Annotated in this window: 18 protein-coding genes; 10 read left to right on the plus strand and 8 right to left on the minus strand. The window is 63.4% G+C overall.

Annotated elements, in window-relative coordinates:
* Positions 1–80: 80 nt before the first annotated feature.
* Entirely contained in the window at positions 81–1,523 is a 1,443-nt protein-coding gene (locus tag BLQ09_RS10795; protein WP_092356602.1) for an aldehyde dehydrogenase family protein, read from the minus strand.
* Positions 1,520–3,145: a 5-guanidino-2-oxopentanoate decarboxylase gene (locus tag BLQ09_RS10800; RefSeq protein WP_092356605.1), complete on the minus strand. Its 1,626-nt coding sequence runs from the start codon at positions 3,143–3,145 to the stop codon at positions 1,520–1,522. The genes BLQ09_RS10795 and BLQ09_RS10800 overlap by 4 nt, the downstream gene beginning before the upstream one ends.
* A 111-nt stretch (positions 3,146–3,256) precedes the next feature.
* Here BLQ09_RS10800 and BLQ09_RS10805 point away from each other — a divergent pair, with 111 nt between their 5' ends.
* Positions 3,257–4,129: a LysR substrate-binding domain-containing protein gene (locus BLQ09_RS10805; protein ID WP_092356608.1), complete on the plus strand. Its 873-nt coding sequence runs from the start codon at positions 3,257–3,259 to the stop codon at positions 4,127–4,129.
* Between the two features lie 48 nt (positions 4,130–4,177).
* On the opposite strand, the gene BLQ09_RS10810 is transcribed toward BLQ09_RS10805, so the two are convergent.
* Positions 4,178–4,792, minus strand: coding sequence for an NAD(P)-dependent oxidoreductase (locus BLQ09_RS10810; protein WP_092356611.1), 615 nt, complete (start codon positions 4,790–4,792; stop codon positions 4,178–4,180).
* 34 nt (positions 4,793–4,826) lie between these two features.
* Positions 4,827–5,690 carry an MBL fold metallo-hydrolase gene (locus BLQ09_RS10815; protein WP_092356614.1) on the minus strand — a complete coding sequence of 288 codons (864 nt, stop codon included), beginning with the start codon at positions 5,688–5,690 and terminating at the stop codon, positions 4,827–4,829.
* 107 nt (positions 5,691–5,797) lie between these two features.
* On the opposite strand from BLQ09_RS10815, the gene BLQ09_RS10820 reads away from it, so the two are divergent.
* Both BLQ09_RS10820 and BLQ09_RS31250 read left to right on the plus strand, forming a co-directional pair.
* On the plus strand, positions 5,798–6,703 hold the full coding sequence (locus tag BLQ09_RS10820; protein ID WP_027604285.1) for a LysR family transcriptional regulator: 906 nt from the start codon (positions 5,798–5,800) through the stop codon (positions 6,701–6,703).
* A gap of 100 nt (positions 6,704–6,803) precedes the next feature.
* Complete coding sequence (locus tag BLQ09_RS31250; protein WP_162844255.1) at positions 6,804–6,980, plus strand: hypothetical protein; 177 nt, start codon at positions 6,804–6,806, stop codon at positions 6,978–6,980.
* On the opposite strand, the gene BLQ09_RS10825 is transcribed toward BLQ09_RS31250, so the two are convergent.
* Complete coding sequence (locus tag BLQ09_RS10825) at positions 6,973–7,851, minus strand: helix-turn-helix domain-containing protein (protein ID WP_027604284.1); 879 nt, start codon at positions 7,849–7,851, stop codon at positions 6,973–6,975. The genes BLQ09_RS31250 and BLQ09_RS10825 overlap by 8 nt on opposite strands.
* 189 nt (positions 7,852–8,040) lie before the next feature.
* On the opposite strand from BLQ09_RS10825, the gene pobA reads away from it, so the two are divergent.
* Both pobA and BLQ09_RS10835 read left to right on the plus strand, forming a co-directional pair.
* On the plus strand, positions 8,041–9,225 hold the full coding sequence (gene pobA / locus BLQ09_RS10830) for a 4-hydroxybenzoate 3-monooxygenase (RefSeq protein ID WP_175472305.1): 1,185 nt from the start codon (positions 8,041–8,043) through the stop codon (positions 9,223–9,225).
* A gap of 66 nt (positions 9,226–9,291) precedes the next feature.
* Entirely contained in the window at positions 9,292–10,809 is a 1,518-nt protein-coding gene (locus BLQ09_RS10835) for an MDR family MFS transporter (RefSeq protein ID WP_051429325.1), read from the plus strand.
* A gap of 69 nt (positions 10,810–10,878) precedes the next feature.
* On the opposite strand, the gene BLQ09_RS10840 is transcribed toward BLQ09_RS10835, so the two are convergent.
* Both BLQ09_RS10840 and BLQ09_RS10845 read right to left on the minus strand, forming a co-directional pair.
* On the minus strand, positions 10,879–11,718 hold the full coding sequence (locus tag BLQ09_RS10840) for a cache domain-containing protein (protein ID WP_092356617.1): 840 nt from the start codon (positions 11,716–11,718) through the stop codon (positions 10,879–10,881).
* Positions 11,719–11,768: 50 nt separating this feature from the next.
* Positions 11,769–12,542: a transporter substrate-binding domain-containing protein gene (locus BLQ09_RS10845; protein ID WP_065947384.1), complete on the minus strand. Its 774-nt coding sequence runs from the start codon at positions 12,540–12,542 to the stop codon at positions 11,769–11,771.
* A 347-nt stretch (positions 12,543–12,889) separates the two neighbouring features.
* On the opposite strand from BLQ09_RS10845, the gene BLQ09_RS10850 reads away from it, so the two are divergent.
* The 5 genes from BLQ09_RS10850 to BLQ09_RS10870 all read left to right on the plus strand — a co-directional run bounded on the left by BLQ09_RS10850 (position 12,890) and on the right by BLQ09_RS10870 (position 17,547).
* Positions 12,890–14,260 (plus strand): glutamine synthetase family protein, encoded by a 1,371-nt coding sequence (locus BLQ09_RS10850; protein WP_092356620.1) that lies wholly within the window; start codon positions 12,890–12,892, stop codon positions 14,258–14,260.
* A gap of 101 nt (positions 14,261–14,361) precedes the next feature.
* Entirely contained in the window at positions 14,362–14,961 is a 600-nt protein-coding gene (locus BLQ09_RS10855) for a class I SAM-dependent methyltransferase (RefSeq protein ID WP_092356623.1), read from the plus strand.
* A 122-nt stretch (positions 14,962–15,083) separates the two neighbouring features.
* Entirely contained in the window at positions 15,084–16,217 is a 1,134-nt protein-coding gene (gene rnd / locus BLQ09_RS10860; RefSeq protein WP_065938923.1) for a ribonuclease D, read from the plus strand.
* Positions 16,214–16,507: a YcgL domain-containing protein gene (locus tag BLQ09_RS10865; protein WP_065938924.1), complete on the plus strand. Its 294-nt coding sequence runs from the start codon at positions 16,214–16,216 to the stop codon at positions 16,505–16,507. Before rnd ends, BLQ09_RS10865 begins: the two co-directional genes overlap by 4 nt.
* 107 nt (positions 16,508–16,614) lie before the next feature.
* A complete protein-coding gene (locus BLQ09_RS10870) occupies positions 16,615–17,547 on the plus strand; it encodes a D-2-hydroxyacid dehydrogenase (RefSeq protein ID WP_092356626.1) in 933 nt (310 codons plus the stop codon).
* Positions 17,548–17,612: 65 nt separating this feature from the next.
* Here the strand turns inward: BLQ09_RS10870 and BLQ09_RS10875 are convergent, their stop codons facing one another.
* Positions 17,613–18,197: a nitroreductase family protein gene (locus BLQ09_RS10875; RefSeq protein WP_027604274.1), complete on the minus strand. Its 585-nt coding sequence runs from the start codon at positions 18,195–18,197 to the stop codon at positions 17,613–17,615.
* Between the last annotated feature and the right edge of the window lie 19 nt (positions 18,198–18,216).

Raw genomic sequence — 18,216 nt, forward strand, 5'->3', positions numbered from 1 at the left:
CCCGCTCACCACAGTTACAGTGTTCCTCCTTAACTGACTGGCATTAGGTGCAAGCTCCCTCCCATATTTGTTCTGCGTCGTCAGATAGACCGGATCACATGCTTGATCTCCTGAAACGCCGCCAGCCCCCACGGGCCCAGCTCACGGCCGATACTGCTCTGCTTGTAACCGCCCCATGCGGTCTGCGGGAAGATCACCTGCGGTGAGTTGATCCACACCAGCCCGGCCTGCAAGGCATTCGCCACGCGCTCGGTGGTCTCGACGCTATGGCTGACCACGCTGGCCACCAGGCCGAAATCGCTGTCGTTGGCCAGGGCAATGGCCTCTTGCTCAGTGGCAAAAGCCCGTACACACAGCACCGGGCCGAAGATTTCTTCGTTCCACAACGCACTGTCCAATGGCACGTCGGTAAACACCGTCGGGCGAATGAAGTAGCCCTTCGCCAGGTTCGCCGGGCGTTCGCCGCCACACACCAATCGCGCGCCAGCCTCGACGCCCCGTTGGATATGCCCCAGCACCCGCTGATACTGCACGCGGTTGATCAACGCGCCCATTTCCACGTCGTCGGCAAATGGGTCGGCGACGCGAATTGCTTCAGCCCGTGCCTGCAAGCGTTGCAGGAATTCATCCGCCAGGCTGTCGGCCACCAGCACGCGGCTGGTGGCGGAACACATTTGCCCGGCGTTGAAAAAGCCACCGCCACACGCCAGCTCCACCGCCAGGTCGAGGTCGGCATCCGCCAGTACCAGCAGCGAAGATTTACCGCCCAATTCCAGGCTCACGCCCTTGATGGTTTCCGCTGCACGTTGCATCACCTGCACCCCCACGGCGTTGCTGCCGGTGAAGGAAATCTTCGTCACGCGACGGTCTGCCGCCAGCGGTGCGCCAACGGCCACCCCGGTGCCGCAGACCAGGTTGAACACCCCCGCCGGGCAGCCCGCGTCAGCGATGATTTGCGCCAACTGCAACTCCGCCAATGGCGTTACTTCCGAGGGCTTGAGTACCACGCAGCAACCGGCGGCAAGGGCCGGGGCGAGTTTCCAGGCGGTGGTGACCATCGGGAAATTCCACGGCACGATCAGCCCCACCACGCCGCACGGCTCACGGCGCAGGCGCGCGCTGAAGTCATCGCTGGGCAGCGCCACCGGGCGGTCCTGGCCGGCGTCCATGTCGTCGGCGATACCGGCGTAGTACTCGAACGTGGCGATCACATCGTCCACATCGATGCCGGCTTCAAACAGCGGCTTGCCGTTGTTGCTCGATTGCAGGTGCATCAACTGTTCGCGCTGCGCGCTGACGCCTTGGGCGATTTTGCGCAGCAGGCTGGCGCGATCACGGCCGCTACTTTTCGACCAGTCGATAAAGGCCGCGCTGGCTGCATCCACGGCCTGGGTCACGGCCTGCCCATCGCCGACGCTGACGCGGGCCAGGGTCGCCTCGGTGGCCGGGTTGATCACCTCCAGCACGTCATGGCCGGCACGCCATGCGCCGTCGATATACACACCGTTCACTACTGCGCTCATACCGCTGTCTCCTTCATCCATAGGTCCTGGTCGATCTCAATCAGCGTCGGCCCTGGGCGATCGGCGGCGGCGCGCAAGGCGTTGCGCAGCTGTGCAACGCTGTGAGCGCTGTCGGCAGCACTGCCGAGGGCCTTGGCCACGCCGATAAAATCCGGGGTGTAGATGTCTACGCCGACCGGTTCGATGGCGCGGTTGAGCATGTATTTCTTGATCTCTTCATACCCCTGGTTATTCCACAGCAGCACGATGATCGGCGTGCGCGCTTCCACTGCGCTGGCCAGTTCCGGCAGGGTGAATTGCAGCCCGCCGTCACCGATCAAACACACCACCGGTTGCCCATCGCCACGGCCCAACCAGGCGCCGATGGCGGCCGGCAGGGCGTAGCCCAGGGTGCCGTAGCCGGTGGAGGAGTTGAACCAGCGGCGCGGGTGGTCGAGGTTCAGGGTCAGGTTGCCGCTGTACACCGGTTGGGTCGAGTCGCCCACCAGCACGGCGCCCGGCAGTGCTTCCAGCACCGTATTGAGGAACAGGGTTTGCGCGCGGGTGGCGGCGTCCCAGGTGGGGACCAGTTCGGCCCACAACCGGGCGACGCGCTGAGCGCCCCAGTCGGTGTGGCGGGGGCCCAGCGGCGTGCGGTTCAAGTCGGTCAGCAAGGCATCGGCGGCGATCTGCGCATCGGCCACCAGTGCGAGGTGCGGCGGGTAATTGCGCACGGTCTGGTCGGGGTCGATATCGATGCGCAGCAGCGCGCCGGGTATCTCGAAGCCACCGGCGAAGGTCACGTCGTAGTCGGTCTCGGCCAGCTCGGTGCCGATGGCCAGCACCACATCGGCCTCGGCCACCAGCGCGCGGGTAGCGACCAGGGACTGGGTGGAGCCGATCAGCAGCGGATGCTCGGAAGGCAGCATGCCCTTCGCATTGATGGTCAGGGCCACCGGCGCGCCGAGGGTTTCGGCCAGGCGAGTCAATTCGGCGGCCGCCTCAATCGCGCCGCCACCGGCCAGGATCAGCGGGCGTTTGGCGGCGGCGAGCAACTGGCTCATCTGCTTGACTGCCGCCGGTGCCGCACCGGCACGGGCGATGCTGACCGGTTGACTGCCCAGCAGTGCATCGGCGTTTTCCACCAGCACATCCAACGGAATCTCGATATGCACCGGGCGCGGCCTGCCGGCCTGGAACAACGCAAACGCCCGCGCCAGCAACGCGGGCAGCTCCGCTGCCGACATCAATGTATGGGAGAACGCCGCCACCCCGGCCATCATCGCGCCCTGGTTCGGCAGCTCATGCAGCTTGCCGCGCCCACCACCCAATTGGCTGCGCGATTGCACGCTGGAAATCACCAGCATCGGGATCGAGTCGGCATAGGCCTGGCCCATGGCGGTGGTGATATTGGTCATGCCGGGGCCGGTGATGATGAAACACACGCCCGGCTTGCCACGGGTGCGCGCGTAGCCGTCGGCCATAAAGCCGGCGCCCTGTTCGTGGCGCGGGGTGACGTGGCGGATGCTCGAGCGGGCCAGGCCGCGATACAGCTCCACGGTGTGCACGCCGGGGATACCAAACACCTGGTCCACGCCGTAGCGTTCCAGGAGGTTGACCAATACTTCGCCGCAGGTCGCCATAGGTGTCGCTCTTGTTATGGAATCGTGGCGGTATTGGACCGGTTGGCCCGTAGCGGCAACAATCGATAAAAAGTCATACTAGCCATGTCCTCACGTCATGGCTGCGCCCATATGAAACGCCTTCCGCCCCTGCCCGCGCTGCATACCTTCTGGGTCACGGCCCAGTGCTGCAACTTCACCCGCGCCGCCGAGCAACTGCACATCACCCAAGGCGCGGTGAGCCGGCAGATCGCCGGCCTGGAGAGCCATTTGGGCTACGCCTTGTTCCAGCGCCAGGCACGGGGGTTGAGCCTGACCGAAGAAGGTCGCGAGTGGTCGCAACGGGTGCAGCAGGTGTTTGGCCTGCTCGGTGACGCGCAGGAACAGATCGGCAATCGCCGCCAGACCCTGCAAATCAAGGCCTCCACCTGTGTCATGCGCTGGTTGTTGCCGCGCCTGATGCAATGGCAGCGGGAGCGCCCGGACGTGCCGGTGGAACTCACCACCACCGTGGCCTACAGCGTGGATTTTCGTCGCGAGCAATTCGACGCGGCGGTGATCTATGCGCCCATCGCCGAGCAATCGGCCGAGGCGCGGCACTTGTTCGATGAGCAACTCACCCCGGTCTGCGCCCCCGCGCTGCTCGCCGGTTTGCACACCCCGGCGGACTTGCAGCAACAGGTGCTGTTGCACCCCACCCGGGACGAGCGCGATTGGGCGCGGTGGCTCAAGGCGGCGGATACGCGGTTGAGCAACGTGAGCCAGGGGCATCATTTCGAAACGTTGGACTTGGCGATGAACGTGGCCTCCCAGGGCTCCGGGGTGGCGATGGGCGACAGTGCGTTGATGGGCGAGGATCTCAAGGCGGGGCGCTTGGCGATGCCGTTTGAACTGCGCGTGCCGACGGGGAAGGGGTACTACCTGGTGTATCCGCCGGGGACGGTGCCGTCGGCAGGGCTTGAAGCGTTGATGGACTGGTTGGTGAGCCAGGCACGACAGTCGTAGGCGCTGGAGGTCCAAATGTGGGAGGGGGCAAGCCCCCTCTCACAGGTGTCAGTAGCCGACGGTGAAGCGCTGGCGCGAGTGCTTCGGTGCTTCCACTTCATCGAGCATGGCGATGGCGTAGTCGGCAAAGCTGATCGAGCTGGTACCGTCACTGCTCACCAGCAAATCATCCTGGCCCAGGCGGAATTTACCGGTGCGTTCGGTGCCATCGAACAAGGCCGACGGCGACAGGAACGTCCAATCCAGGTCCTTTTCCTGACGCAGCACGTCAAGAAACTCGGCGCCTGCACTGGCTTCGGCCTTGTAGTCGGCAGGGAAGCCCGCGCTGTCGATCACCCGCTCGCCACCGGGCAGCAGCAACGAACCGGCGCCACCCACCACCAGCAGGCGTTTCACCCCGGCTTTTTTCACCGGGCCGATCACAGCGCTGGCGGGCAGCGTGGCGAAATGTGCCGCGCTGATCACCACATCGCTGCCGCTGATGGCTTGTTCCAGGGCATTGGCATCCAGTGCATCAACCTGCTTGACGGTGACGCCGGGGCGTACGGCCAGCTTGTCGGTGTTACGCGCGATAGCCACCACGCTATGCCCACGACGCAGGGCTTCTTCCAGCAATTGGCTGCCGGCACGGCCAGTGGCCCCAATGATTGCGATCTTGCTCATGATGTTCTCCAGTACGGTCAGGGTTTAAAGCCATTCACCACTTCATTTCGCCCTTGGCGACTTTGGCGCTGAGTTCCAGCGAGCTTTCGTCGGCGAGGGTGGGGTAGCGCTTTTTCATGGCCGCGATCAGGGCGGCGGCGTCCTTGGCCTTGGCGGTTTCTACGTCGAAGGCCTTGATGTAGTCGGCAGTAAAGGCCACGGATTGCGGCGATGGCGTGCCCAGGTAGTGGCCCGGAATCACCGTGCGAGGTTTCAGCTGTTCGATGCGTTGCAGGGTCGCAAGCCAGTCTTTATGGGATTGCGCGCTTTGGGTGTCGGCCATCCACAGGTGAATGTTTTGCGCGACCACCACACCCCCGACCACGGCCTTGATCGACGGGATCCACACGAAGCTGCGGTCCGGCTGCGGGCCATCCAGGCCGATCACCTCCAGTTGCTGCCCTTCAAGGGTCAGGCTGTGGCCTTGCAGCACCTGGGGCACGATGGTTTTGCCCGGTTTGTCGGCACCCATTTTCGGGCCCCAGAACTCAAGTTTGCCGGCCACGGTGGCGTTGATATGGTCGACCACCGGTTGCGGTGCCAGGACCTTGGCGTCGGGGAACGCGGCCGTCAGGGTGTCGAGGCCGAAGTAGTAATCCGGGTCGCCGTGGCTGATGTAGATGGTGGTCAGGTGTTTGCCGCTGGCGCGGATCTTCTGCACCAGTTGCTCGGCCTGGCCTTGGCCGAATTGTGCGTCCACGAGGATCGCGTCTTTGGCGCCGCTGACCAGCACCGAGCTGACCGGGAAGATCGCCGCCTCGCCTGGGTTGTAGACATCCAGGGTCAGGTCGGCCGCCGCTGCATGGCCGGCAAACGCCAAGGCAGCGGTGAAGGTCAAGCGCTTGAGGGTTGAGAACATCGGGCAGCTCCAGCAGTGGATTCAAAGGATGCACAGAGCTTAGTTGCACTAAACCGAACTAAAAATGCGATGCTGGGACATAGTTTGTTTCTGAAATCGGGCAAATCATGGATCGTCTTCAAGCAATGCGCGTGTTTGTCACGGTGGTGGACCTGGGCAGCCAGTCCGCCGCCGCCGATCATCTGGACCTGTCGCGCCCGGTGGTGTCGCGTTACCTGGCCGAGTTGGAAGACTGGGTCGGCGCGCGCCTGTTGCACCGCACCACGCGCAAACTCAGCCTTACGGCGGCCGGTGGCGAAACCCTGCCACGCTGTCGGCAACTCCTGGAGTTGTGCGGCGATATGCAGGCCGCCGTCAGTGAGCCTGATAATGCGCCCCGTGGCCTGTTGCGCCTGAGTGTCAGCACCTCGTTCGGCCAGGCGCAATTGGCCGAGGCCATTGCCGAGTACGTCAAGCGCTACCCCTTGGTGACCATTGACCTGCAAATGCTCGACCGCACGGTGAACCTGGTGGATGAGCGCATCGACCTGGCCATCCGCACCAGCAACGACCTGGACCCCAACCTGATCGCCCGGCGCCTGACGGTCTGTCGCTCCGTGGTGTGCGCAACCCCGGCCTACCTGTTGGAGCACCCGGCGCCGCAGAAAGTCGAGGACCTGGCCCGGCACAACTGCCTGACCCATTCGTACTTCGGCAAAAGCCTGTGGCATTTCGAGGAGCACGGCGAGCACGTGTCGGTGCCGGTGCACGGCAATATCACCGCTAACGAAGCCAGTACGTTGTTACGCGTGACGCTGGCCGGCGCGGGTGTGGCGATGCTGCCCAGCTACCAGGCCGGCGATCACATTCGCCGTGGTGAACTGGTACGTCTGCTACCCGAGGCCGAACCCCGGCAGATGAACATCTACGCGGTCTATGCGTCGCGCAAACACATGCCATCGGCGTTGCGCAGCCTGCTGGATTTCCTGGTGGTGAGGTTCCCCGAGCAGCCGGTGTGGGATAGGGGGCTCTAAGGCGACATAACCCTGTTGAATGTCGCCCAATAATGGCAACTCGCCCTGGTTGACCTATGCTTTAAACAGCACCCTGTAGATCCGCTCAGAGGTCTGTGCCATGAGCATTAAAACCCGCAAATACCTGATGATTTTCTTCCTCTGCGCCCTGGCGACCGGGCTGTATGGCACCGCCGCCTACCGCGTGGAGCAGACCCGGATGCAGCCGACCTTTGCGATCAGCTGCCATCAGGACCAATGCGTTCCCCACACCGGCAGTTTCAGTGCACTCAGGTAGGCGGCTGTTCGGCCTTGAGTTGTTCGCGAAACGCCTTGGGTGAGAACCCGACCCGTCGGCGGAACAGCCGAGAGAAGTTGGTCGGGTCGGAAAAACCCAGTACTTCCGACATTTCGTTGATGGTCATGCTGGTGTAGGTCAGCAGGCGTTTGGCCTCGAGTAATTGACGGTCATGCATGATCTGCAAGGCAGGCTGCCCGCCCAGTTCCCGACACGTCCCATTCAGGTGCGAGACCGAGATACCCAGTTTGTGGGCCAGATCCTCAATCTTCGGGTGTTCCCGATAGTGCTGTTCAACCAATTGCGTAAAGCGCCGGAAATACTCGCGGCCCCTTGGCGCGCGCGGGTGGCGACGCTGGATGGCCTGGCGGCTGATCCACACCAGCAGCACACTGACCAGCGCATGCATCAGCATGTCCCGGGCCGGTTGGTCGTCGGCGTATTCGTCCTGCAGGCGGGCGAACTGGCTGTTGAGGTAATCACTGTCCTTGCCCGCCGGGTAGCTGCCCAGGGTCTGCAAACCGCCTGCCGTTGCGCCCAGTTGGGCTTGCAAGTGGCTGACCAGCGGTGCCGCCAGGGTGACTACATAGCCTTCCACATCTTCGGCAAAGCGAAACCCATGCACGCACAACGGCGGCAATACCTGCAGCGTGGCTTCTTTGAGGGTGGTGCGCAGGCCTTCGATTTCCAACTCGGCCTGGCCTTTGTGCACGTACAGCAATTGGCACAGATCCGCGTGCCGGTGGGGCTGGATTTCCCACTGGTATTCCCGACTGCGCCGGGAAATGGTTTCGCAGTGCAACAAATCGGGGGTCGGCCATTGCTGGCTTTCTCCGTAAAGCTTGAAGACCGGAATCGCGGTGTTGGTCATGGTTTCAATCCGATACTCAGGACAGTGGTGCGGTAATCGCCCAAATTGGCAAAAAGCGCAGGTTTTGTCGCAGTTTTCACCTTCTTATACTGCGCACTCAAGTGAAAACTGTCAGCCACAAGATCAATGACAACTCTTTCACTCGATCCGTTCGGGTGGAACTTGCGGGCGATAAAAATAATGAAAACCCTGAAAACCCAAGTCGCCATTATCGGCGCCGGTCCCTCCGGACTCTTGCTCGGCCAGCTGTTGCACAACGCCGGTATCCAGACCCTGATCCTGGAGCGCCAGAGTGCCGACTACGTACAAGGCCGCATCCGCGCCGGGGTGCTGGAACAAGGCATGGTCAACCTGCTGCGCGAGGCGGGCGTGAGCCAGCGCATGGATGCCGAAGGCCTGGTGCATGATGGCTTCGAGCTGGCGCTGGACGGCCAACTGACCCACATCGACCTCAAGGCGCTGACCGGCGGCCAATCGGTGATGATCTACGGCCAGACCGAAGTCACCCGCGACCTGATGGCCGCCCGCGCCGCCGCTGGCGCCACCACCCTGTATGAAGCGCGCGACGTGCAGCCCCATGATCTTAAAAGTGATCGACCCTGGCTGACGTTCGAGCATCAGGGCCAGGCGTTTCGCCTGGAGTGCGACTACATCGCCGGTTGTGATGGGTTCCACGGTGTGGCGCGCCAGTCGATCCCGGCTGAATCGCTGAAAGTGTTCGAGCGGGTCTACCCCTTCGGTTGGCTGGGTATCCTTGCCGACACCCCGCCGGTGCACGCGGAACTGGTGTACGCCAAGCACCCACGGGGCTTTGCGCTGTGCAGCATGCGTTCACCGACACGCAGCCGCTATTACCTGCAAGTGCCGGCCGAGGAGCCCGTGGATGAATGGTCGGACGAACGCTTCTGGGCGGAACTGAAAACCCGGCTGCCCAGCGCCTTGGCTGAACAGCTGGTCACCGGCCCCTCCATCGAAAAAAGCATCGCGCCCCTGCGCAGTTTTGTGGTGGAACCGATGCAGTACGGGCGCCTGTTCCTGCTCGGCGATGCGGCCCATATCGTGCCGCCCACCGGGGCCAAGGGCTTGAACCTGGCGGCAAGCGACGTGAGCACCTTGTTCCGGATTTTGCTCAAGGTGTATGGCGAGGGGCGCGTGGACTTGCTCGAACGCTATTCCGCCATCTGCCTGCGCCGGGTGTGGAAGGCCGAACGGTTTTCCTGGTGGATGACCTCGATGTTGCATCAATTCCCTGAGTCCGACGGATTCAGCCAGCGCATTGCCCAGAGCGAGCTGGAGTACTTCATCCACTCCGAAGCCGGGCGCCAGACCATTGCGGAAAATTACGTCGGACTTCCTTACGAGCCTATCGAATAGCCTGCTATCGTATCGAGCATTCCCGCGGGCCGCCTTTTCCCGCGGGCCTTGCTCGAAGGTTCTGCCGTGACTCAGCTCAATCAGCCCGCGCCACCGCTCCCCGCGGTGCGCAGTATTCTCGCCTCGTTGATGATGGCGATCTTCCTCGGTGCCCTGGACCAGACCATTGTCGCGGTGTCCATGCCCGCCATCTCCGCGCAATTCCACGACGTCAACCTGCTGGCCTGGGTCATCTCCGGTTATATGGTGGCGATGACGGTGGCGGTGCCGATCTACGGCAAGCTCGGCGACCTTTACGGGCGGCGGCCGATGATGCTGATCGGCATGGGCCTGTTCACCGTCGCTTCGTTGTTCTGCGGCATGGCCCAGAGCATGGAGCAACTGGTGCTGGCGCGGGTGCTGCAGGGCATCGGCGCCGGCGGGATGATCTCGGTGAGCCAGGCGATCATCGGCGACATCATCCCGCCCCGTGAGCGCGGGCGCTATCAGGGCTATTTCAGCAGTATGTACGCGGTGGCCAGCGTGGCCGGGCCGGTGTTGGGCGGCTACATGACCGAGTATTTATCCTGGCGTTGGGTGTTCCTGATCAACCTGCCGTTGGGCGCCGGTGCCTGGTACGTGGCCCATCGCACCCTGGTGGGGCTGCCGGCACCGCAACGCAAGCCGATCATCGATTACCTCGGCACCGTGCTGATGATCATCGGTCTCACCGCCTTGCTGTTGGGCATCACCGAAATCGGCCAGGGCCATCATTGGCGTGACAGCCAGGTGCTGGGGCTGCTGGCCTGTGCCCTGGTGGCATTGACCCTGTTCGTCTGGCACGAGCGCCGCGCCCGCGAGCCCTTGCTGCCGATGCACCTGTTTGCCAACCGCAGCGCGGTGCTGTGCTGGTGCACGATTTTCTTCACCAGCTTCCAGGCGATTTCCCTGACGGTGCTGATGCCCTTGCGCTTTCAGACAGTGACCGGCGGCGGTGCCGACAGCGCCGCCTTGCATTTGCTGCCCCTGGCGATGGGCCTGCCCATCGGCGCCTATTGCGCCGGGCGCATGACCTCGGTGACCGGGCGTTACAAACCGATGATCCTAAGCGGCGCGCTGTTGAGCCCGCTGGCGATCCTGGGCATGGCCTACAGTGCGCCCCAGGATATGCTGCTGACCGGCGTGTGCATGTTGCTGTGCGGGATCGCCGCCGGCATGCAGTTCCCCACCTCCCTCGTGGGGGCGCAGAACTCGGTGCAGCAACGGGACATCGGCGTTGCTACCAGCACCACCAACCTGTTCCGCTCCCTGGGCGGCGCGGTGGGGGTGGCGTGCATGTCGGCGTTGCTGCTGGCGTTGTTGCAGGACTCCAGCTTCGCCCACCTGGCCAGCGGTGCGCTGGTGGTCGAAGGCGGTTCCGGCAACGTGCTGCTCGACGGCCTGAACGCCGCGCCAGGCCCGGCGCAGGATGCCCTGCGCGGGGAGCTGGGGGTGACGTTCAGGCATTTGCTGCTGGTGAGTGCGGGGGTGTCGCTGCTGGGGTTGGCGGCGGCGATCGCGATGCCCAATCGCGTGCTGCGCGGGCGGGAAGACAAAACCCGCTGACTGACACAATAGAGATTTGATGTGAGAGGGGCTTACCCCCTCCCACATTTGAATGCATTCCAGTTCAGATCAGGGGCTGTAGTAACCCACCGCAACCATGAAATGCCCGGCCTTGCGCACATACGCATGCTTGTTCTCGACCTTATCCGTCACCGGGTTTTTCCAACGGTACTTGTATTCCCCCTGGTCCTGCTCGGCCATCAGCTTGAGGATCGGCTCGCCCACCGGCTTGCCGTCGGGGTCCTTGATCTTGCTGAAGTCGGTGTTGATCAGGCGCAGGTTGGTGCCATGGGCCACGTAGCGCTGGGTGTTCAAGTCCACGACAAACACATAGAGGTCATCCTGCAGGAAACCGCCCTGCAATGAGTTGATGGCCTTGAGTGTGCCGGCTTCATCCTTCAGCAATGCGTTCACCGCCTTGTTGCGCAGGGCCCGGGCCTGTTCCGGGGTGGCGCGGGGCAGGTAATAACCCACGGCCAGGATGCGCTCGCCGACGCGCTGGTAAAACACATGCTTGTGCTCGACCTTGCCGTCGTTCCAGTTCTGCCAGCGGTAGTCGGCCTGTTGGATACCCTGGCCTTCCGGCACCTTGAGCGCGTCCTTGAATGACTGGCGCAACTCTGGCCCGAGTACCTCGGACACATCCCGGCCGATCAAGGCGGAGGAGGGCCCGCCGCTGGCCAGCAGCACGCCCTGGGTGTCGACCACGAATACGTAGCGGTCATGGTCGACAAACTCGCCTTGGCGGCTGAACACGGCGAGCGCCTTGTCGCCGTTGCTCTGGTAGTAGGCCAGGGCTTTTTCCAGCAGGGCCTTGGCGGCCTGGGCGTCCTCGTCCTGAGTGGTCGCGGCGTGTACCTGGCTGAAACACAACAGCAGCAGCCAGGTGATGCGGAGCAGTCCCTTCATGTCCCGTCCCTCGTTCTTATTGATATGAGCACAGCGTAGACGGCTCTGGCTCAGGGCGCCGCCAACCATTGGCTGACGATGCCGTCGTAGACGCCGGTGGCCACGCTCAGGTGCAACCACTGGTCGACATAGCTCTTCCACGCCACATCATCGCGGGGCAGCAGGAAGGCTTTTTCGCTGTACTGCATCTGCCGCTCCGGGTTGACCGCGCACAACCCGGGCTTTTGCTTCTGCTGGTAACGCGCTTCGCTGGCGTCGGTGATCATCACGTCGGCCTTGCCGGCCAGCAGTTCGTCGAAGATGGTCACGTTGTCGTGCAGGCGGATTTGCGCCTGGCCCAGGTGGGCGCGAGCGAAAACTTCGTTGGTGCCGCCCGCCGGTTCGATCACGCGCACCTGGGGCTGGTTGATCTGCTCCACGGTCTGGTAGCGCTTGACGTCGGCGCAACGCACCAGCGGGATCTTGCCGTCGACCCCGAGGGACTGGCTGAAGAAGGCTTTTTTCTGGCGTTCCAGGGACACCGAAATCCCGCCCACGGCGATGTCGCAGCGCTGGGCGAGGAAGTCCGGCATCAGGGTTTTCCAGGTGGTGGGCACCCACTGGATCCTGGCATTGAGGCTCTTGGCCAGGGACTCGGCCATGGCAATGTCGATGCCTTCATAGCCGCCATCGGCGCGCAACGAGGTGTAGGGCTTGTAGTCGCCGGTGGTGCAGACGCTGAGGGTGCCGCGCTCAAGCACCTGGTCAAGGCGCGAGGGGGCGGTGTCGGCCAGGGCGGAGGTGGCCAGGCTTGCCAGTACGCACAGGGTTATCGTTGTTTTCATGCGGTCGGGTCCTTGGGGCATGCTCGGGGGCGGTCATTATTTCCAGCAGCAAGGCCAGGTAGCAAGGGGCGTTGAATGTTTAGCCAAGTCGCAACCAAACTCCATCAACCCTGAATTTAAACACCTATGCGGGCGTGTGACGCTGGGGGCATCTCTATCATTGTGATCCACCCATGGGCGGCTCTTCCGACACTCACCCTGCGACACTGCCCTCCGAGCTCGCCTTCTGGGCCCTGTTCCACTGCCGCCACGCGCGCCCGCCAGACTCCCTTCTCCTACGCTGATTTACCCCACGGATGACGCACCCTTGTGCGCGCCTGCCTGAAACAAACGTAAGAGAAACCCCCATGAGTATTTTTGCCAGCCTGCACGAAGCCCACGCCTTCCTTGAACAGCATCCGGATATCGAGATGTTCGAGCTGTTTATCCTCGACAACAACGGCGTGCCGCGCGGCAAGTTGCTGCACCGCGACGAATTGCTGGCGGTGTATGAAAGCGGCCGTCCGCTGCCCAGCACCATCCTCGGCCTGACCATCAATGGCGACGATGTGGAGAATTCCGGGCTGGTGTGGGAGGTGGGCGATATCGACTGCCGCGCCTACCCGATCAGCGGCAGTTTGCAGCGCATGCCATGGCGGCTGATCCCGACCGCTGCGGTGCAGGTCAGCATGCACCCCACCGAAGGCCTGCCCGCCACCGTGGCCGACCCCCGGCATTTGCTGGCCAAGGTAATCGAAGGCCTGAACGCCGACGGTTATTACCCGGTAATGGCGGCGGAGCTGGAGTTCTACTTGCTCGACCAGAAGCGCGACAGCAATGGCCGCCCGCAACCGGCGCGGGACGTGGACGGCGGGCGTCCACGCGCAACCCAGGTCTACGGCCTGCGTGAGCTGGAGCAGATCGAACCGTTCCTCGCCGACCTTTACAGCGCCTGCAAACTGCAAGGCATTCCGGCGCGCACGGCGATCTCCGAATACGCCCCGGGCCAGGTGGAAATCACCCTGGAACACCGCGCCGACGCCCTGCAAGCCATGGACGAAGCGGTGCGCTACAAGCGCCTGGTCAAGGGCGTGGCGCACAAGCACGGCATGGCTGCGTGCTTCATGGCCAAGCCGTTCGATGACCTGGCGGGCACCGGCATGCATATGCACATCAGCCTGGCCGACGCGGAGGGCAATAACCTGTTCGCCAGTGAAGCCGCCGACGGCACGCCACTGCTGCGCCACGCCGTGGGGGGCATGCTCAGCACCCTGCTCGATTCACTGCTGATGTTCTGCCCCAACGCCAACTCCTATCGCCGTTTCCAAACCAACAGCTATGCGCCGCTGGCCGCCACCTGGGGCGTGGACAACCGCACCGTCAGCCTGCGGGTGCCGGGTGGTCCGGCCCATTCCCGGCATATCGAACACCGCATTTGCGGCGCCGATGCCAACCCTTACCTGGCGGCGGCCGCGATCCTGGCGGGCATCCACCGTGGCCTTCGCGAACAACGGGACCCCGGCGCCCCGGTGGAAGGCAACGGCTACGCCCAGGCCAAGGCGTTGCTGCCCACCGATTGGCTCACCACCCTGCGCGCGTTGGAAGGTTCCGATTGGGCGCGAAAGGCGTTCGGCAGCGAGTTCCTGGGCGTGTACCTGGCCGTGAAGCATGCTGAATACCGCCAGTTCATGGGCGAGGTGGGTGAGCAGGACTGGCGTTGGTATCTGCATCAGGCGTGATGGTTTTTACGGCGGTGAGGGCTTCGACCTTTTTTTCACGTTGCAGTGGTTAAGCTGCGAATCAAGGTCGTTCACCACCGTTTCAGTCACATGAGCCTGCGATGTCGCCACAACCTCCTTCTTCCATCGAGATCGAATACGCCGAACGCTGTGGCCTTGAGCACGCCAGGGTCTGCGGTGACACGCGCCCGCCCGGTCTGCGCCAGCGCCTGGCGTCATGGCGCGACGAGTGGTTGGTGCGCCAGGCGCTCAAGGTCGCTGGCGAGCCGGGGCTGATCCTGGACCTGGCCTGCGGCTCGGGGCGCTTCTGGCCGGTGTTGGCCGAGCACGTCAACCGGGTGATCCTGGCCTCGGACAATTCCCAGGACATGCTCGACCACGCCCGTAGCCACCATCCGGCGTCATTGCTCAAGCGCGTCAAGACCTTCCAGGGCTCGGCGTTTTCCATCGGTTTGTCGGCGAATGCGGTGGATTGCATTTTCTGCCTGGAGTTGTTTCGTCATGTGCCCAGCAGCGAAGGGCGCATGGCGTTGCTGCGCGAGTTTCACCGGGTCAGCCGCGACACGGTGATTGTGTCGGTACCCTCGCGTACCGCTGTGGAAGAGGAATTTCGCCAGGCCGGGTTCAAGGTCTTGAGTCAGCAGGAATTCATGCCCGGCTCCAGCCTGTGGCGGGCCTACGTTCTTCGTAAGAAAGGATAACTCCCTCTTGTCGGACTATTCTTCATCTCCTGTCTGAGTTTTCATGGTTGCCTGTGCACTGCGGATGCTCGCTAGCCCCGTTCGCGATATATACTGCGCGCCATTCTTCAAGGGAGAGCCGTGTGGCCATCGATATTCACTGGATCTGCGACAACGATAGCCTCGGCCAGCATTGCGCCGAATGGCAGCAGTTGCCATTCGTCGCCCTCGACACCGAATTCATGCGGGTCGACACCTTTTATCCCATTGCCGGGCTGATCCAGATCGGTGATGGCGTACGCGCTTACCTGATCGATCCCCTGACCATCGACAACTGGCAACCCCTGGCCGCGTTGCTGGAGAACCCGGCGGTGATCAAGGTGGTGCACGCCTGCAGCGAAGACCTTGAGGTGTTGCTGCGCCTGACCGGCAGCCTGCCGGTGCCGTTGTTCGACACCCAATTGGCCGCCGCCTACCTGAACCTCGGCTTCTCCATGGGCTACTCGCGCCTGGTGCAAGCCGTGCTCGATATCGAGTTGCCCAAGGGCGAGACCCGCTCGGACTGGCTGCAGCGGCCATTGTCCGAGACCCAGGTGAGCTACGCCGCCGAAGACGCCGTGCACCTGGCCGAGGTCTACATTCGCCTGCGCCCGCGCTTGTCGGATGATAAATACGCCTGGGTCCTGGAAGACGGCGCCGAACTGGTTGCCAACCTGCGCCGCGAAGTCGACCCGTACGAGGTCTACCGTGACGCCAAGCTGGCGTGGAAACTCTCCCGTGCCCAGCTCGCCGTATTGCGTGAACTCTGCGCCTGGCGCGAGCAGCAAGCCCGCGCCCGTGACCTGCCGCGCAACCGCATCATTCGCGAACACTCGCTGTGGCCCCTGGCCAAATCCCAGCCGGACAACCTCGCCGCCCTGGGCAAGATCGAAGACATGCACCCGCGTACCGTGCGCCAGGATGGCCAGTTCCTGCTGGACCTGATCAAGCGTGCCGGCAGCGTGCCCATGGACCAATGGCCGCCGGCCGTGGCCGAACCGCTGCCGGTGGACGCCGCCACGCTGATCAAGCAACTGCGCGCCCTCGGCCAGACATTCGCCGAGCGCCTGGAGATGGCGCCGGAACTGATGCTGCGCAAGAAAACCCTCGAAGCCCTGGTTAAAAGTGGCTACCCCGATGGGCCTTACCAATTGCCAGACTCGCTGCGTGGCTGGCGCCGCGAGTTGATGGGCCAGGCGCTGCTCGACAGCCTGGCCACTGCCGGAGAACAGCCTTGAAACGTATTTGCTCCATCTATCGCAGCCTGAAAAAAGACGGCATGTACCTCTACGTGCTCAAAAGCGACGCCCTGGAGCGCGTGCCGGAGCCCTTGATGGCGGCGTTCGGCAAACCGCACCACGCCTTCGACATGGTGCTGACGCCGGAGCGCAAACTGTCGCGCGAGGACATCGTGGTGGTGCTGGAAAACCTCGACAAGCAGGGCTATCACTTGCAAATGCCGCCGGCCGAGGACGAGTACATCGAGCACCTGCCCGAAGAGCTGCTGCGTCGCAACGACCCGATGTGATCGGGCAGTGCCTCGCCCGGGGCACAGGTTTCAATGGAATCGTATTAGTGGGCGGTGGCCGTAGGGAAGCGGGCGGCCGTCTGCACTGTTTTTGAAAGGTTTGAACCATGCGTGTTCTGATTGCTGAACAGGATCACCCGCTCTACGCCCAATTGCTCAATGACGCGGCGCCGGACCTGGAGGTGCTCACCAGCGGCGACTCGGCCGAACTGTCGCGCCTGGCCGCCGATTGCCCGGTATGGCTGGGCCAGCCGGACCTGTTGGCGACGCTGTTGCGCCAGGGCCACCAGCCGCAGTGGCTGCAATCGACCTGGGCCGGCATTACGCCGCTGCTGGCCGAAGGCTTGCCCCGCGATTATCGCCTGACCCGCGCCGTCGGTATTTATGGCCAGGTCATGGCCGAATTTGTCCTCACCTACATGCTGGGCCACGAGCGCGAAGTACTGGCGCGACTGGTCAGCCAGGTCGAGCGCAAGTGGGACAGCCGCACCGGCCAGAGCCTGGCGGGGCGCAAGGCGTTGATCGTGGGTACCGGTGACATCGGCCAGCGTGTCGCCGAGTTTCTCGTGCCGTTCGGCGTCAAGTTGTACGGCATCGCCAGCACTGCGCGGGAACAAGCGCCGTTTATCGAAGTGGCCGGCCTCGACCAACTGGGCCGGTTGGTGGGGGAGGTGGACTACGTGATCAACCTGCTGCCCAACACACCGAATACCCACGACCTGTACGACGCAGCGCTGTTCAAGCAGTTCAAGCCGACCGGTTTGTTCATCAACGTCGGGCGCGGTGTGGCGGTGGTGGATGCCGATCTGGTCGAAGCCCTGAAGGAAGGGCACCTGGCCGGCGCGGTAATCGACGTGTGCCGCCAGGAACCGTTGCCGCAGCGCCACCCGTTCTGGACCGCCTGGGGCCTGCTGTTGACCGGGCACAGCTCCGCGCCGACCTCGCCGCCGATGATGGTGGAGTTGTTCCTGGAAAACCTGCGCGCGTACCAGGCCAAGCAAGCCTTGCGTGGGGAAGTGGATTTCGAGCGCGGTTACTGAGGCGGCGCTGGGAGAAAATGTGGGAGGGTGCAAGCCCCCTCCCACATTTTGAGATTGCGTCAGTTTCAGAGGCTGAAATCACCTTCTGACACCAGCTCGCTCAGCGGCTTGCGCGGGCTTGGCGCTTCACGGCCTTGCAGGTACTCCGGCAAGGTCGATTTGTCGCCCAGCTTGCCCACCGCAACGGCGGCATGCAGCGCATACCCCTGTGGAATCTTCAGCTCCTTGCGGGTCAGCTCCTGATCGAAGCCGGCCATGCCGTGGGTGTGCCAGCCGCTGAGGCTGGCTTGCAGCGCCAGGTGGCCCCAGGCCGAGCCGGTGTCGAAGGTGTGCCACAGTGCCGGGGTTTCTTCCGTGGCGCCGGGGGCGATGAAGTCGGTTTTCGAGGCAATGATCACCAGGGCCGACGCATGCTGTGCCCAACCACGGTTGAATTCATTCAGCAGGCCCAGGAAGCGCTCCCAGTCCGGCGTATCACGGCGTGCGTAGAGAAAACGCCAAGGCTGCGAGTTGTAGGCCGACGGTGCCCAGCGTGCGGCTTCGAAGAAGCTCAGCAGGGTTTCCTGCGGGATGCTCTCGCCGGTAAAGGCACGGGGCGACCAGCGTTCGGTGAACTGGGTATGGATCGGGTAATCGGCAACGCGTGTCATGGGCAGCTCCTGATCGTCA

It is taken from the genome of Pseudomonas sp. NFACC25 (assembly GCF_900100935.1).
Lineage (GTDB): Bacteria > Pseudomonadota > Gammaproteobacteria > Pseudomonadales > Pseudomonadaceae > Aquipseudomonas > Aquipseudomonas marginalis.

Excerpts from the sequence above, each read along its gene's own strand:
- BLQ09_RS10795 (WP_092356602.1), bottom strand. The coding sequence starts at position 1,523 with ATGAGCGCAGTAGTGAACGGTGTGTATATCGACGGCGCATGGCGTGCC.
- BLQ09_RS10800 (WP_092356605.1), bottom strand. The coding sequence starts at position 3,145 with ATGGCGACCTGCGGCGAAGTATTGGTCAACCTCCTGGAACGCTACGGC.
- BLQ09_RS10805 (WP_092356608.1), top strand. The coding sequence starts at position 3,257 with ATGAAACGCCTTCCGCCCCTGCCCGCGCTGCATACCTTCTGGGTCACG.
- BLQ09_RS10810 (WP_092356611.1), bottom strand. The coding sequence starts at position 4,792 with ATGAGCAAGATCGCAATCATTGGGGCCACTGGCCGTGCCGGCAGCCAA.
- BLQ09_RS10815 (WP_092356614.1), bottom strand. The coding sequence starts at position 5,690 with ATGTTCTCAACCCTCAAGCGCTTGACCTTCACCGCTGCCTTGGCGTTT.
- BLQ09_RS10820 (WP_027604285.1), top strand. The coding sequence starts at position 5,798 with ATGGATCGTCTTCAAGCAATGCGCGTGTTTGTCACGGTGGTGGACCTG.
- BLQ09_RS31250 (WP_162844255.1), top strand. The coding sequence starts at position 6,804 with ATGAGCATTAAAACCCGCAAATACCTGATGATTTTCTTCCTCTGCGCC.
- BLQ09_RS10825 (WP_027604284.1), bottom strand. The coding sequence starts at position 7,851 with ATGACCAACACCGCGATTCCGGTCTTCAAGCTTTACGGAGAAAGCCAG.
- BLQ09_RS10840 (WP_092356617.1), bottom strand. The coding sequence starts at position 11,718 with ATGAAGGGACTGCTCCGCATCACCTGGCTGCTGCTGTTGTGTTTCAGC.
- BLQ09_RS10845 (WP_065947384.1), bottom strand. The coding sequence starts at position 12,542 with ATGAAAACAACGATAACCCTGTGCGTACTGGCAAGCCTGGCCACCTCC.
- BLQ09_RS10850 (WP_092356620.1), top strand. The coding sequence starts at position 12,890 with ATGAGTATTTTTGCCAGCCTGCACGAAGCCCACGCCTTCCTTGAACAG.
- BLQ09_RS10855 (WP_092356623.1), top strand. The coding sequence starts at position 14,362 with ATGTCGCCACAACCTCCTTCTTCCATCGAGATCGAATACGCCGAACGC.
- BLQ09_RS10870 (WP_092356626.1), top strand. The coding sequence starts at position 16,615 with ATGCGTGTTCTGATTGCTGAACAGGATCACCCGCTCTACGCCCAATTG.
- BLQ09_RS10875 (WP_027604274.1), bottom strand. The coding sequence starts at position 18,197 with ATGACACGCGTTGCCGATTACCCGATCCATACCCAGTTCACCGAACGC.